Source organism: Pseudomonas sp. FP597 (genome assembly GCF_030687435.1).
Taxonomy (GTDB): Bacteria; Pseudomonadota; Gammaproteobacteria; order Pseudomonadales; family Pseudomonadaceae; genus Aquipseudomonas; species Aquipseudomonas lactucae.
On record NZ_CP117432.1, the window covers coordinates 2,874,564 to 2,888,281 of the forward strand.

Consider the following 13,718-nt stretch of genomic DNA (forward strand, 5'->3'; position numbering starts at 1 on the left):
CGCGATTGCAGCCATGAACAACTCCCAGGCAATTGACGCTGACGGCACGCTGCGTTTCGGTGTATACGCCTTTCACCGCCAACAGCGGCTGGTCAGCAAGGCGGGCTGGCCGGTGCCCTTGGGCGGGCGGGCGCTGGATATCCTGGCGGTGTTGCTCGAAGTGCCTGGGCAATTTGTCAGCAAGGCCACCCTGATCGAACGGGTCTGGCCGTGCAGTGTGGTGGAGGAAGGCAATCTGCGCGTGCACATCGCCGCCCTGCGCCGCGCCCTTGGCGGGCAACGCTTCATTATCAACGAGCCCCAGCGCGGCTATTGCTTCGCCGCGCCGGTACACGGCCGCGTGCAGGCCGTGATACCGCCACACAACCTGACCGCACGGCTCAGCCCGGTCCTTGGTCGCGAAGAACTGTTGGGTGTGCTGGTACGGCGTCTGTCCGGGCAACGCCTGATGACCCTCACCGGTTGCGCCGGCGTGGGCAAGAGCACCCTGGCCCAGGCGCTGGCCGAGCGTGTGTTGCCGCGTTATCGCGACGGTGTGTGGTGGGTCGACCTGGCCACGGTGCACGCGCCGATTGCGATGTTGCAGCATCTGGCAACCGCGCTGCAACTGCCGCCCTGCGCCGATGCGACCGAACTGTGCCGCCAATTGTCCACGCGCCAGTTATTGCTGGTGCTCGACGGTGCCGACCTGCTGCTCGCGGCGTGTCGACATCTGTTGCGCGTACTGCGCGAAAACGCTCCCCAGGTCACGGTGTTGATCAGCAGTCGCGAAACCCTCCAGGCCCCCGGCGAATGGGTGCAACGCGTACCGCGCTTGGCAGTGCCGGCACCGTCGGCGTTGGGCAGTGTCGAGCAGGCATTGGCGTGCCCGGCGGTGCAGCTCTTCGTCGCGCGAGCGCGCGCCGGGCAGCAGGGGTTCGTGTTGAGGCCTCAGGACCTGGCGCCGCTGCGCGATATCTGTCGGCGGCTGGATGGGATTCCCTTGGCCCTGGAGCTGGCGGCCGCGCAAGTCCACGCGTTGGGCGTGCATGGCTTGCAGGCACAATTGCGTCGAGGCTTGCAGGTGCTGACACGGGGACGGCGCACGGCGGTGGAGCGTCATCAGTCGCTCACGGCGGCGCTGGATTGGAGCTACGAGCGCCTGAGCCTGCCGCAGCGCTGGCTGTTCCTGCAACTGGGCCTGTTCAAGATGGCGGTAACCTTGCCCACTTTGACCCAACTGGTGGCGGGCACTGAGCTTGAGCATGCCGACCTGGCGTATGTACTGGGGCGACTGGTGAACATGTCGCTGCTGGCGGTGGAGCCCGGCCTCGGTCCAGAACGTTATCGCTTGCTGCATTGCGTGCGCAGCTATGCCTTGGCGCAACTGCGTGACCCGCAGCAGGTGGCACGTCTGCAGCAGGGTGACGGGCACTACCTGGGGCCGTTTTCAGGCCGGCCGTTTGTCCTGCAGCTCATCGAGCAGGCGGCGTACGCGGACTAGATCGCGGGTGGCAAAACCTTCGGTGTATCGCCCATGGACCGCACTCAACAGGTCGCGCGCCGGCTGCACGCGATCTTGGGTGCGCCACAGCCTTGCCAATGATTCCGCGCAGCGCAGCTCCCAGGCCAACGCGCCTTGTCGGTGCGCCAGCTCCATCGCCTCAAGCAACAGGGTCTGCGCGCCGCTCAGGTCATCCTGGCGCAGCCGTTGTTCCGCGTGCAGCCGCAGGACTTCCGGGGCGCACCAGCCCGCATCGCCATGGCGAGCGCGTTCCAATCCGGCCTCATCAACCTCATGCAGGCCCAACGTGATCAGGATGTCCTGGACCACTCCCAGACCCTGCAAGTCGCGGTGACCGAGGATGCCGGCGTAATGCCCGGCCCAGGTCTGGAACAATTGCACCGAATGCTTGTGGGCATGTTCGAGCAACAGCGCCTGTAAGGTTTGGGCCGCGGTGTCGTCGCCGTTGTAGCGCGCGATCACCACCCCGGCCAGGGCCAGGGTATAGCAGATGGACGTGCCGTGATTGATCTGCAGCGCCAGTTCCAGCGCCTGGTGGGTCGTGCGCCAGGCCTGCTCGGGAAAGCCTTGCAACCACAGGATCCGCGCCAACACCGTCAGCGACGCGACGTTCTGATCGTATTGCACGCCGATGCAGCGGCCAAACCGGTTGAGGTGGCCACTGTGGGCCATGCGCTGAATCACCTGCTCGGCGTTTTGCCGGGCCAGCACCTGATTGCCGCTGTAATGGTGCGCCAGCACGCGCAGACGCTGGGCGCTCAGGTCCAGCAGCGGATCGGTGCGCGGGGCCAGGCGCTCGAATTGCAGGCTCTGTTCCTGTGCCTGGCGATAGAGGCCGGCACACAGATTGACCGCCATATGCCCCGAGATTGCGCGCAACTGTCCGGAAAGGTCCTGGCGCTCATCGGCCAAGCGCCGAGCGTCGATAAACGCTGCGATGGTCTGCGCGGCGCCGCCCACGGCGTGATAGGACAGGCTGCCCAGCGCCAGCTGCAATTGCATTTTCAAGCGCATGCACGGTGCGTTCACCGCGCCTATCAGCGCCAGCGCCTTGCCCACATACAAATCGTGCTCCCTGAGCAATGACAGCTCCTGCCACAAAGGCATCGCACTGACGGTCAGGCGGATCGCCAGCAGGTGACCGCCACCCTCGGCCAGGCCCCAGTCGAGCGCGGCGCGCACGTCTTCGCGCAACGGCGCGTAGCGGTCGAGCCACGGTTGGGTGGCGGTCTGTTGCCAATCCGCCTGGGCCTGCTCCATCAACGCCAGGCAGCGCGCCGCGTGGCGCTCGCGGGTGGCGTCCAGCTCATCGGCAACGCTGAGTTTTTCCAGGGCGTAGGTACGGGTGATGTCCAGCAGGCGATAGACCATCTCATCATCGGCGGCCTCCACATTGAGCAACGACTTGGCCACCAGTTGGGTGATCGAGCCCAGCACTTGGGCCGGCGCGATCTGCTCGCCGGCGATGACCGCCGCGGCGCTGGCCAGGCTGAACCCGCCGCGAAACACCGCAAGGCGGCGCAGGCAGATCTGCTCGCATTCAGTCAGCAGCTCAAAACTCCAGTCCAGGGTGGCGCGCAAGGTCTGGTGGCGGGGCAGGGCACTGCGTCGACCACGGGTCAGCAGGCGGAAGTTGTCTTCCATTTGCACCAGCAGCCCGGGCAGGCCGAAACGCTCGATCTGCGCCGCCACCAGTTCGATTGCCAGGGGAATACCGTCCAGGCGCTGGCAGATATCGATTGCCAGGGGCAGTTCGGCCTCGCCCAGTTCAAAGCTGTCCTGGTGGGACATGGCCCGTTCGATCAGCAATTGCAGGGCCGGGTAGCCCAGGGCCTGGGCGCGGTTGCCGGCGGCGGGCGGGCAGGCCAGCGGTTCCAGGCGCTGTACGTATTCACCCTCGGCCCGCAGGGCTTCGCGGCTGGTGGTCAGGATGTGCACCTCTGGCGCATGGCGCAGCAGGGTTTCACAGATCAGCGCAATGTCGTCCAGCAGGTGTTCGCAGTTGTCGATCACCAGCAGCAACTGGCGCTCGTGCAGGCTGCGGGCAAAGGTCACCAGCGGCGCGTGTTCGGTGTGGGTGAGGTCGAGCAGGCTGGCGAGGTAGGGCAGGATCATCGACGGCGTGCTGAGGGGCGCCAGGTCCAGCAGGCGAATGCCATCGCGGTAATTGCCGATCAGCACCTCCGCCACGCGCAACGCGACGGTGGTCTTGCCGATGCCGCCGGCGCCGGTCAGGGTAATGAAGCGTTGTGCGGGCAACTGCTGCACCAGGCTGTCGATCAGGGCCTGGCGGCCGATCATGCGGGTGCGCCGCAAGGGCAGGTTATGGCTCGGGCGTTGGGGTACGCCTTCGGTGGGTAGCGTCATCGGTTCGATGCTCAGTGGTGCCACAAAACTGTAGCCACGCTGGGCCACCGTGACGATATAGCGCTGCCCGGCCTGGCCGTCGCCCAACGCCTTGCGCAACGCCGCCATATGCACGCGCAGGTTGCCGTCTTCCACCACGCTTTTGGGCCACACCCTGGCGATCAGCTCCTGCTTGCTCACCACATTGCCGGCGTGTTCCAACAGGACCAGCAGGATATCCACCGCCCGTCGTCCCAGGCGCAACGGGCGACCGGCCTCCAGCACCAGGCGCTGGCGCGGATGGACGCGGTAGGGGCCGAAATGCACGGCCTGGTCGTTGAGGTCACTCATGGGTGGCCAAGCTCTGGGAACGGGAGGTGACCAGCATAGGCCAGGAGCGCGCGGACCACTAGGCGGCAATCTCTTGAGGCTTGTTGCGTAATTGGTGATTTCGCCAGGTCATCGGGTTGACGCCTTCGCTGCGGGTGAACATGTGGCAGAAATGCGCCTGGTCGCAGAACCCGCACTCCAGGCTGATTTGCGTCAGGCTCAGGGACGATTGGGTGATCAACTCCTTGGCGCGCTGGATGCGCTGCTGGCGAATCCACTCCTGGGGCGACAGTCCGGTGGTGCATTTGAATGCGCGGGAAAAATGGCTGCGCGACAGGGCGCAGGCCTGGGCCAGGTCGGCGATGGCCAGGCTTTCGCCGAGATTGGCCAGGATCAGTTGCTTGGCGATGCGTTCGCGCCGGGGGCATAGGCCGCCGGTGGTGGGCAAGCGAGGGGCACAGTACTCAAGTCGGGCCATGACAGATATCCGCAGTCGATGGGAGCGTTCCCGGTGAATGGATCCAGTGTAGATGGCGCCAATCTTGTTGCCGGACCGTCCGGCTGACGAGTTAATCGTTGTTAATTTCGCCAGGTGCGGTGCTGGAAAAGACAGCACAGGCATGCAATCGCCGGCGCGTCATGCGTGCTTATCTGGCGACCTGATAACCGTTTGGATACCACCATGAACCGTAACGACCTGCGCCGCGTCGACATGAACCTGCTGGTGATTTTCGAAGCCTTGATGTTCGAGAAGAACCTGACCCGGGTCGCCGAAAAACTCTTCATGGGCCAACCAGCGGTGAGTGCGGCGCTGGGACGCCTGCGTGATCTGTTCGATGACCCGTTGCTGTTGCGCAACGGGCGAGGCATGGAGCCCACGCCGCGTGCCGTGGCGATACTCAAGGAGCTGCAACCGGCCATGGACACCATTTCAGGCGCGGTCAGCCGCGCCAAGGATTTCGACCCCTCCACCAGTTGCGCGGTGTTCCGCATCGGCCTGTCCGACGACGCCGAGTTCGGCCTGTTCCCGCCATTGCTCAGTCAATTGCGTGAGGAAGCACCGGGCATCATCGTGGTGGTGCGCCGCGCCAATTACCTGTTGATGTCATCGCTGCTGGCCAGCGGCGAGATTTCGGTGGGGGTGAGCTACACCACTGAACTGCCGGCGAACGCCAAGCGCAAGAAGCTGCGCGATATCCCGTGCAAGGTCCTGCGTGGCGATGACGGCGTTGAACCGTTGACCCTGGACGATTACTGCGAGCGGCCACACGCAATGGTGTCGTTCTCGGGCGACCTGAGCGGCAATATCGATCTCGACCTGGCGCGCATCGGCCGCGCGCGGCGAGTGGTGCTGGCGGTGCCGCAATTCAGCGGACTGCGGGCGTTGCTGGCGGGCACGCGGATCATCGCGACGGTGCCCGATTATGCGGCGTGTGCGTTGACCGAAGGCACGGCGTTACGCGCCGAAGACCCACCGTTCGCGATCGAGGCGGCGGAGTTGTCGATGGTGTGGAGCGGGGTGCATGACAACGACCCGGCGGAGCGGTGGTTGCGGGCGCGGATTTCGGAGCATATGGCGGGCGTGGTCTGATTGCGCAAATAGCCGCTGCTGCGGTCACTCACGGTGATCTTGGATCCGACCGATTCTGCGTGTCGAGCGCGGTCAAATGTGTGAGGGGCGGTGCGACGATTCGACTTGCCCCATTGGCCCCCCCATCTTCCCCGGAATTGGCTATTTCTCCCGCCCCCACCGGTGACTAACCTAGCCACCAATCCCACCCTACCGGAGAAAGCACCATGCAACCGCGTACCGATTTCTACAGCGCTTCCCCTGATGCCATGAAAGCCATGCTCGCCCTGGAAGCCGCCGTCGGCAAACTGTCCATCGAGCTGCCCTTGTTGGAACTGATTCGCCTGCGTGTCTCGCAGATCAACGGCTGCGCCTTCTGCCTCGACATGCACACCGCCGATGCGCGCAAGGGTGGGGAAACCGAGCGCCGCCTGTACACCTTGTCGGCCTGGCGGGAGACGCCGTTTTTCACCCCACGTGAACGCGCCGCACTGGCCTGGGCCGAGAGCCTGACCCTGATCAGCCACACCCACGCCCCGGACGAGGACTTCAACGCACTGGCCGCTGAATTCAGCGCCCAGGAGCAGGTCGACCTGAGCGTGGCCATCGCCACCATCAATAGCTGGAACCGCTTGGCGGTGGGTTTTCGCAAAATGCCCAAGTAAGCCACTAACGCGCTTTGAAATAACCCCGTGGCGTGGTGCCGGTCATGTGCTTGAAAAAGGCGATCAACGCGCTGTCACTGGTAAAGCCCAGCTCAAAGGCGCAGTAGCCGATACTGCGCCCGGTGGCGAGCAGCTCGATGACCCGCATCAATCGCCACTGCTGGCGCCATTGCTGATACCCCAGGCCGGTTTCTCGCTGGAAAATCCGGCCGATGGTCTTGGCGCTGGCGCCCACTTGCTGCTCCAGGGCCTGCAACGAGGGTGGCAAGGTGTCGAGGCTGCCCATCAACGGGGCCAGGCGCTTGTCCTGGGGCAGGGGCAGCAGCAACGGTTGCTCGGCGGCATCGCGGATCTCGCTCAGGCACAGTGCCAGCAGATGGGCATATCGGCCGGAAGACCAATCGGTATCGAAGGCTGCCGTCGCCATCGGTTCCAGCACCGCCCGCAGCAATGGGCTGACCTCGATCACCCGAACCTGGGAAGGCAACTGCTGCGCCAGTGCAGGGCTCAAGTACACCGAACGATACTCCACGGTCTGTTGCATCACCGCACGGTGCGGCAGCCCGCAGGGGATCCAGGCTGCACGGGTGGGTGGCAGCAGGCACAGCTGGTTGTCCAGATTGATGCGCGTGCAGCCTTCACGGGTGAACAGCAGTTGCCCACGTTGGTGTTGGTGCAGCCCGGAATCGTGATCACCCAAGAGGGCGGCGATCCCGATAACCGGCGCAGCCAGGCGGTCGGGATCGAAAGAAGCGTCGGCGGCGAGCCAGGCCATAGATTGTCCGATTTCATCGATAAACTGTCGAAGTTTGGATAATAGTCCATTCGGCGCTGTTTAAAATCCTTCCACTGTTTTTCTGGAAGGGCACGTCGATGACACACAAAAATTTACTGGTCTTGGCGGTGGCGTTGCTGATGTTTCCTCAACTGGCCCAAACTCTCTACAGCCCCGCGCTCGGCGATATTGGCCAGGCCTTTGCGGTGGGGCCCGAGCGTGCAGGGCAGACGCTGTCGGTCTATTTCCTGGCCTTTGCCCTGGGCGTTGTGGTGTGGGGGCGAGCCTGTGATCACCTTGGACGCCGCCCGGTCATGCTGGCCGGGCTGACGATCTACGCGGGCGCTTCGGTGTTGGCCTTGAGCGTCAGCACCTTCACAGGCCTGCTCTTGGCCCAGGCGTTGGCGGCTTTTGGCGCTGCGGTGGCATCGGTGGTCACGCAAACGGTGTTGCGCGACCGCTTCCACGGGCCGGAACTGGCCCAAGTGTTTTCCGTGGTGGGCATCGCCATGGCTGCCAGCCCGGCGATTGGTTTGTTCAGCGGCGCGGCGTTGGTGCAGTCCTTCGGTTATCGCGGCATGCTCTGCGGTTTGTTGGTACTCGTGTTGCTGCTGTGGGGCTGGTGTGTATGGGCCTTGCCGGAAACGCGCCCGGCATCGCTGCCGGCCAGCTCAATGCACAAAACGGCGGGCCTGATGTTCAAGGACTTGAGCATATGGTGTTCGGTCGGGCTGGTGGCGGTATTCAATATTGCCGTGTTCGCCTATTACAGCGTGGCGCCGTTTATCTTCGCGCAACAGGGGTTGTCCTCCGCCGAGTTCGGCTACAGCGGGGTACTGTTGGCCATGGGGTCGGGGCTGGGGGCGTGGTTGAACAAGGCGTTGCTCAAGCGGGGGATGAACGGTGATCAGTTGGTACTCACCGCAGCCGGTGTTGCTGTATTGGGCAGCCTGTTGGTGCTGGCGCTGCAACACACCTGGTTATTCGTATTGCCGATGCTGCTGGTGGTGCTGGCGTTCGGCATGGCGATCCCCAATGTGCTCGGGGCGGCGTTGACGGCTTACCACGACCGCTTGGGCACGGCGGCGGCGGTGTTTGGTTTGTTGTATTACCTGGCGATTGGCGGCGGGCTGACCCTGGTGGCCTGGGCGCAGGACCTCGGCTGGAGCCTGTTGGTCTGTGGGCTGGCGGCGCTGTGCCTGGCAACGCCGCGGGTGTTCAGAAGTTGACCGAAGCACTCAGGCGTGCGGTCAATGGCGCGCCCTGGAACAGGTAATCATCGCCCATGTATTCGCCCGCGTCGCGCCAGTAGCGCTTGTCGAACAGATTGTCGACGCTCAGGCGAAATACCGTTTCATAACCGTCGATTTTGGTGGTGTAACGGCTGCCGACATTCACCACGGCATAATCCCCCACCTCCACATTGCCGCTGCGGTTGGCGTACTTCTTGGCGCTGTATTGCACGCCGCCCAGCACGGCCAGGCCGTTGAACCACGGCAGGGCATAGTCGGCGTACACACTGGCGCGCAGCTTGGGGACGTTGATCGCCTGATGCTCTTCGTAGGCCGGCGTGCCGCTGCCGCTCACGCGGGCGCGAATCGCCGCCACGCTGGTGGCGATCTGCAGACGCTCGGTGGCCCAGCCGTTGGCCGACAGTTCCAGCCCGGTGTTTTTCTGTTCGCCCTGTTGCACATAGGTGAAGTTGCCGGCGCCATCCGGCTTGGCGTACTGGTAAGCCTGGCGCGTCTGGAACACGGCAGCGGCGAAGCTGATGCGGCGCCAGTCGTATTTGACCCCGGCTTCGATCTGCCGTGAGGTGGTCGGCGCCAGGGTGTCGTCCGCGTTGCTGGCGAACCATGGCGCGGTGCCGCCCAGGGACAGCCCCTTGCTGTAGCTGGTGTAGAGCGAAATGTTTTCAATCGGCTTGTAGATCAACGACGCCTGGGGCAGGAACACGTATTGCCGGGTATGGCGGGCCTCGTCGCCGGTGCTGTCGAAGGCCTGTTCGTCCAGGCGCACTTCGCGGCCGCCGAGCAGGGTTTGCCACTGCTCGTTGAAGCGGATGCGGTCGGTGACGAACAGGCCGTACTGGCGGCTGTCGAGGCTGCGGTGACTGGCGTTCAGCGGGACGTCGGTGGGCGCGAACGTCGGCGCATCGGCGTCGATGTTGCCGCTGCCGAGCCACTCGTTGACCGCCTTGCGTTTGTCGATCACCCGGCGGAATGCACTGGTGCCGAAGGTCAGTTCATGGCCTATGCCTGCGGTGTCGAACAGGCCGGTCATGGCGGCCTGGACTTCATCGTCGCGGCGGGTGTCGTCGGGGCTGCGGTAGTCGTAGATGTCGTAATTGCCCTGCGGGGTGAAGGTGTTGCCGACACCGCTGGTGTCACCGCCCCAGGCAAACGCACTGTAATCATCGATCACCACCTTGCTGCGCGCGGCGCTGACACTGCCTTTCCACTGGTCACTGAAGCGATACTCGAAACTGCCGTTGAGGTTCAGCGAGTCGATGCCGACCTGTTTGGACCCACTCTGATGGCCCAGCAGCTTCTTCGGTGAGGCGTCATGGGGCACTTCGGTGCCACCGAGCAATTGGTAGCCCGGTACCGAGCGCTGTTGTTTGTTCTGGTACTCGGCGTCGAGTTTCAGCACGGCGTCGGGGCTGATGTTCCAGTCGAAGGCCAGGGACACAAAGTCGCGCTGGCCGTTGGCGTGTTCCACGTAGGAATTGAGGTCTTCATGGGCTACGTTGGCGCGCAGGCCGAATTGCTGCTCGCTGCCAAACCAGCCGCCAACGTCGGTGGCGATATAGCCGCTGCCGCGATCATCGCTGGAGACCGTTACCGAGCGTACATCCTCCGGGCGTTTGGTTACGTAGTTGATCACGCCGCTGGGTTCGGAGATCCCGCTTTGCAGGCCCGCCAGGCCCTTGAGCACTTCCACCTGCTGTTTGTTTTCCAGGGCGACGTTCTGTTCGCCAGTGATGGTGCGCCCGTTGATCTTGTAGCTGCTGGCCGCGTTCAGGGAGAACCCGCGCACCACGAAGTTCTCGTAGTAGCCAATCGGCGCGTAGCTGTCGCCCACCGACGCGTCGTTGCGCAGCACTTCGCTGAGCAGGCGCGCCTGCTGGTCCTTGATCAGTGCGGCGTTGAGCACGGTGATCGACGCCGGGGTATCCAGCAGTGGCGCCTCATTGAAGCCGCCGACGGAGGCGGTGTCCGTGCGATAACCCGATTCATCCTGGCCCTGGACGTTCACCACCGGCAGTTCGAGGCTTGCCGCGAGGCTGTTGCCGATCCCACCGCTGAGCAGCAGGCCGAGGGCCAAACGTGACGTGACGACAGGACGAAAACGCAAAACCATGGGGGCAGTGCCTTAAAGCGCAGGGGCGGGGGGCGCATAAGCTAGGCATTCGCGTGCACTTTTACAAGTTCCCTGGATCACTCATGCAGTGAGACGGCCCGTCTCGGTTGCCACGCTATTCTCCTCGCGCCTCGACACCCCGGCGTGCACCTGCGATAGACAGGACTCCCTTATCATTGCAGGAGAGCGTCATGGGTATTGCAGGCAAGGTTGCGCTGGTGACAGGCGCCGGGCAGGGAATTGGCCGGGCCATTGCCTTGCGCCTGGCACGGGACGGTGCGGATATCGCCCTGGTCGACATCAACGGCGCCAAGCTCGCAGCCGTGGCGGCTGAAATCGTCGCGCTGGGACGCAAGGCGTCGGTATTTATCGCCGACGTGTCCAAGCGCGACCAGGTGGTCGCGGCGGTGGAGCACGCGCACCAGACGCTGGGCGGCTTTGACATTATCGTCAACAACGCCGGGGTGGCGCAGATCGACTCATTGTTGGAGGTGAGCCCGGAGCAGGTCGAACGCACCTTGGGCATCAACGTGCAGGGCGTGTTGTGGGGCATTCAGGCTGCTGGCAGGAAGTTCAAGGCGCTCAAGCAGAAGGGCAAAATCATCAATGCCTGTTCCATCGCCGGCCATGAAGGGTTTGCGTTGCTGGGTGTGTATTCGGCCACTAAGTTCGCCGTGCGCGCCCTGACCCAGGCGGCGGCCAAGGAGCTGGCGAGCGCCGGGATCACGGTGAATGCCTATTGTCCCGGTGTGGTGGGCACTGACATGTGGGTCGAGATCGACCGGCGCATGGCCGAGATCACCGGGGCTGAAGTCGGCGCGACTTACAAGAAATACGTGGACGGCATTGCCCTGGGCCGCGCGCAAACGCCGGAAGATGTGGCGGGGTTGGTGGTGTTCCTGGCTGGGCCGGATTCGGACTACATGACCGGCCAGGCACCGTTGATCGACGGCGGCCTCGTCTACCGCTGAAACCCAAGGCCTGCTCGATCCAATGTGGGAGGGGGCTTGCTCCCGATAGCGGTGGGTCAGCCACAGATGCAGCAACTGACACTCCCTCATCGGGAGCAAGCCCCCTCCCACATTTAGGTCGGGGTGTGTCAGTTAAGTAGTCACCAGGTCCCGAACCGTCACGGGAGCAAGCTCCCTCGCCACAGGTACAGTGTTCGCCCTTAATTGATTGGCATTGGGGCAAACCCCTCCCACAGGGTTGACCGCGTTGTGTCAGGTGGTCTTGCCAGGCATGTCGATGCCCAGTTGGTTCACCCGTCTGTACAGCGTTGCACGTGAAATCCCCAACGCCTGTGCCGTCGGCAACGGCTTCCAACGATGCCGAATCAACGCATCCAGCACCACCTGGCGTTCCGGGCTGACGCTCGGTTCGGCCAGCGCCTCGACCAGCTCGCCCCGCACCTCCACCGGCAAGTCCGCCAGTTGCAGCGTACCGCCCTCACACACCGCGCAGGCATACGCCAACACATGGCGCAGTTGCCGCACATTGCCCGGCCAGGCATAACCCAGCAGTCGTTCCAGCGCGGCCTGGCCGATGCCCGGCGACACGCCGCTGGTACGCGCCTCCTGCTCCAGCATCCGGTTGATCAACGCCAGTTTGTCGGTGCGCTCGCGCAAGGGCGGCAGGCAGAAACGCGCGCAGCCGAGGCGAAAGTACAGGTCTTCGCGAAAGCGCCCCTCGTTGACCAGCGCCGCCAGGTCGCGGTGGCTGGCGCAGATCACCTGGATATCCACGGTCCGGGTCTTGGCCCCGCCCAGCGGCGCCACTTCACCCTCGGCCATCACCCGCAGCAAGCGCGTTTGCAAGGCCAGGGGCATGTCGCCGATTTCATCCAGGAACAATGTGCCGCCATCGGCCTGCACCAACAGGCCCGGCATGCCTTTGCTGGACGCGCCGGTAAAGGCCCCGGCCACGTAGCCGAACAGCTCGCTTTCGATCAGGTTTTCGGGAATCGCCGCGCAGTTCACCGCCACAAAAGGGCCGTCCCGCCGGGCGCTGCGCTCATGCAGTTGGCGGGCGAAGACTTCCTTGCCCGCGCCGGTTTCGCCCTGCACCAGCACCGGCAGGTGACGGTCCTTGACCCGCACGGCCAGGCGCAGATGCTCTTCCACGCGGGGGTCGACCTGAGTGTTCGGCACTGCCCGCGCCGGTGTGCGCCGTGGCGTGTTGACCCGTACGTGCAGGGCTTGCGATTGCCCCCGCCAGCACAGTTGCCGGGTCGACTGGTCGGTGACCGCGCGCAAGGCGTCCAGGTCGAACACCTCGCCGATATGCTCCGGCACTTGCCCAAAGCGCAGGCGCAGGGCCTGGCGCGCCTTGCTGTTCAAGGCCTGCAGGCGTCCGTCCTGGTCCCACGCCAGCAACAGGTCGGGCTGGCTGTCCACATAGCCCGGCGTGCTGTGCGCCTGCAGTACCCAGTGCTGGCGAGCGCTGTGCATGAAGAAGGCGTTTTCGATGGCTTGGGCACTCTGTGCCACCATCTGCCGCACCAGATGCTGGCTTCGCCGGTCATCCGGGGATTTGAGCGCCGAGGCGTCCATCACGCCCAACAGGTTGCCCTGCGGGTCGAAGATCGGCGCGGCGGAGCAGGTCAGGCCGATGAACGCCGCGCGAAAGTGGTCGCGCTTGTGCACGGTCACGGCGGCTTTGCTGGTGAGCACGGTGGCCACGCCGCAGGTGCCTTCTTCGGCTTCCGACCAGCAGGTGCCCAGGTACAGGCCGGCCTTGCGGCAGTCGCTGCGAATCGCCGTGTCCACGCGGTGGTCGATGGTCTGGCCCTGGGCGTCGGTGAGCATCACGCAGTAATCGGCTTGGCGCACACGGTGATGCAACTGGCCTACGGCTTCACTTGCAATGCGCATGAACAGTTCGGCGCGTTCGCGGCATTCCTTGAGCACAGGTTCGGTGAGGATGCGGGGCCCTTGCAGCGAGCCAGGGTCCAGGTGGTGTTGTTCCATGGAGCGGCGCCATGAATCGAAAATCAACGCCGGCACCGGCGCCTGAGGCAGGCGTTCGGCATTGCGGACCACGCGACTGACGCAGTCGACGTGCTCTCTGGAGTTCACGGCGAGCATAAGGCCTCCGGTTCTCGATCTTTGTTGTTATGCCCGCCATTAAGCGCCCATGGACGCACAGCGGCAAGCGCGCTCTGAC

Annotated in this window: 10 protein-coding genes; 5 read left to right on the forward strand and 5 right to left on the reverse strand. The window is 64.3% G+C overall.

Features of this window, described 5'->3' with window-relative positions:
• Positions 1-13: 13 nt before the first annotated feature.
• Entirely contained in the window at positions 14-1,483 is a 1,470-nt protein-coding gene (locus PSH66_RS13475; protein ID WP_305429349.1) for a winged helix-turn-helix domain-containing protein, read from the forward strand.
• On the opposite strand, the gene PSH66_RS13480 is transcribed toward PSH66_RS13475, so the two are convergent.
• On the reverse strand, positions 1,430-4,201 hold the full coding sequence (locus PSH66_RS13480; protein WP_305429350.1) for a winged helix-turn-helix domain-containing protein: 2,772 nt from the start codon (positions 4,199-4,201) through the stop codon (positions 1,430-1,432). The genes PSH66_RS13475 and PSH66_RS13480 overlap by 54 nt on opposite strands.
• A 58-nt stretch (positions 4,202-4,259) precedes the next feature.
• Positions 4,260-4,658: a helix-turn-helix domain-containing protein gene (locus PSH66_RS13485; protein ID WP_042944555.1), complete on the reverse strand. Its 399-nt coding sequence runs from the start codon at positions 4,656-4,658 to the stop codon at positions 4,260-4,262.
• Positions 4,659-4,862: 204 nt separating this feature from the next.
• Here PSH66_RS13485 and PSH66_RS13490 point away from each other — a divergent pair, with 204 nt between their 5' ends.
• Both PSH66_RS13490 and PSH66_RS13495 read left to right on the forward strand, forming a co-directional pair.
• On the forward strand, positions 4,863-5,771 hold the full coding sequence (locus tag PSH66_RS13490; RefSeq protein WP_305429351.1) for a LysR family transcriptional regulator: 909 nt from the start codon (positions 4,863-4,865) through the stop codon (positions 5,769-5,771).
• A gap of 206 nt (positions 5,772-5,977) precedes the next feature.
• Positions 5,978-6,415: a carboxymuconolactone decarboxylase family protein gene (locus PSH66_RS13495; protein ID WP_305429352.1), complete on the forward strand. Its 438-nt coding sequence runs from the start codon at positions 5,978-5,980 to the stop codon at positions 6,413-6,415.
• A 4-nt stretch (positions 6,416-6,419) separates the two neighbouring features.
• On the opposite strand, the gene PSH66_RS13500 is transcribed toward PSH66_RS13495, so the two are convergent.
• Positions 6,420-7,190: a helix-turn-helix transcriptional regulator gene (locus PSH66_RS13500; RefSeq protein WP_305429353.1), complete on the reverse strand. Its 771-nt coding sequence runs from the start codon at positions 7,188-7,190 to the stop codon at positions 6,420-6,422.
• A gap of 98 nt (positions 7,191-7,288) precedes the next feature.
• On the opposite strand from PSH66_RS13500, the gene PSH66_RS13505 reads away from it, so the two are divergent.
• Positions 7,289-8,419 (forward strand): MFS transporter, encoded by a 1,131-nt coding sequence (locus PSH66_RS13505; protein WP_305429354.1) that lies wholly within the window; start codon positions 7,289-7,291, stop codon positions 8,417-8,419.
• On the opposite strand, the gene PSH66_RS13510 is transcribed toward PSH66_RS13505, so the two are convergent.
• A complete protein-coding gene (locus PSH66_RS13510) occupies positions 8,409-10,553 on the reverse strand; it encodes a TonB-dependent siderophore receptor (protein WP_305429356.1) in 2,145 nt (714 codons plus the stop codon). The two genes, PSH66_RS13505 and PSH66_RS13510, sit on opposite strands and share 11 nt — an antisense overlap.
• A 191-nt stretch (positions 10,554-10,744) precedes the next feature.
• On the opposite strand from PSH66_RS13510, the gene PSH66_RS13515 reads away from it, so the two are divergent.
• Complete coding sequence (locus tag PSH66_RS13515; protein ID WP_305429357.1) at positions 10,745-11,524, forward strand: acetoin reductase; 780 nt, start codon at positions 10,745-10,747, stop codon at positions 11,522-11,524.
• Between the two features lie 252 nt (positions 11,525-11,776).
• Here PSH66_RS13515 and PSH66_RS13520 read toward each other — a convergent pair whose 3' ends face one another.
• Positions 11,777-13,639: a sigma-54-dependent Fis family transcriptional regulator gene (locus PSH66_RS13520; protein ID WP_305429358.1), complete on the reverse strand. Its 1,863-nt coding sequence runs from the start codon at positions 13,637-13,639 to the stop codon at positions 11,777-11,779.
• Positions 13,640-13,718: the final 79 nt, after the last annotated feature.

Excerpts from the sequence above, each read along its gene's own strand:
- PSH66_RS13475 (WP_305429349.1), top strand. The coding sequence starts at position 14 with ATGAACAACTCCCAGGCAATTGACGCTGACGGCACGCTGCGTTTCGGT.
- PSH66_RS13480 (WP_305429350.1), bottom strand. The coding sequence starts at position 4,201 with ATGAGTGACCTCAACGACCAGGCCGTGCATTTCGGCCCCTACCGCGTC.
- PSH66_RS13485 (WP_042944555.1), bottom strand. The coding sequence starts at position 4,658 with ATGGCCCGACTTGAGTACTGTGCCCCTCGCTTGCCCACCACCGGCGGC.
- PSH66_RS13490 (WP_305429351.1), top strand. The coding sequence starts at position 4,863 with ATGAACCGTAACGACCTGCGCCGCGTCGACATGAACCTGCTGGTGATT.
- PSH66_RS13495 (WP_305429352.1), top strand. The coding sequence starts at position 5,978 with ATGCAACCGCGTACCGATTTCTACAGCGCTTCCCCTGATGCCATGAAA.
- PSH66_RS13500 (WP_305429353.1), bottom strand. The coding sequence starts at position 7,190 with ATGGCCTGGCTCGCCGCCGACGCTTCTTTCGATCCCGACCGCCTGGCT.
- PSH66_RS13505 (WP_305429354.1), top strand. The coding sequence starts at position 7,289 with ATGACACACAAAAATTTACTGGTCTTGGCGGTGGCGTTGCTGATGTTT.
- PSH66_RS13510 (WP_305429356.1), bottom strand. The coding sequence starts at position 10,553 with ATGGTTTTGCGTTTTCGTCCTGTCGTCACGTCACGTTTGGCCCTCGGC.
- PSH66_RS13515 (WP_305429357.1), top strand. The coding sequence starts at position 10,745 with ATGGGTATTGCAGGCAAGGTTGCGCTGGTGACAGGCGCCGGGCAGGGA.
- PSH66_RS13520 (WP_305429358.1), bottom strand. The coding sequence starts at position 13,639 with ATGCTCGCCGTGAACTCCAGAGAGCACGTCGACTGCGTCAGTCGCGTG.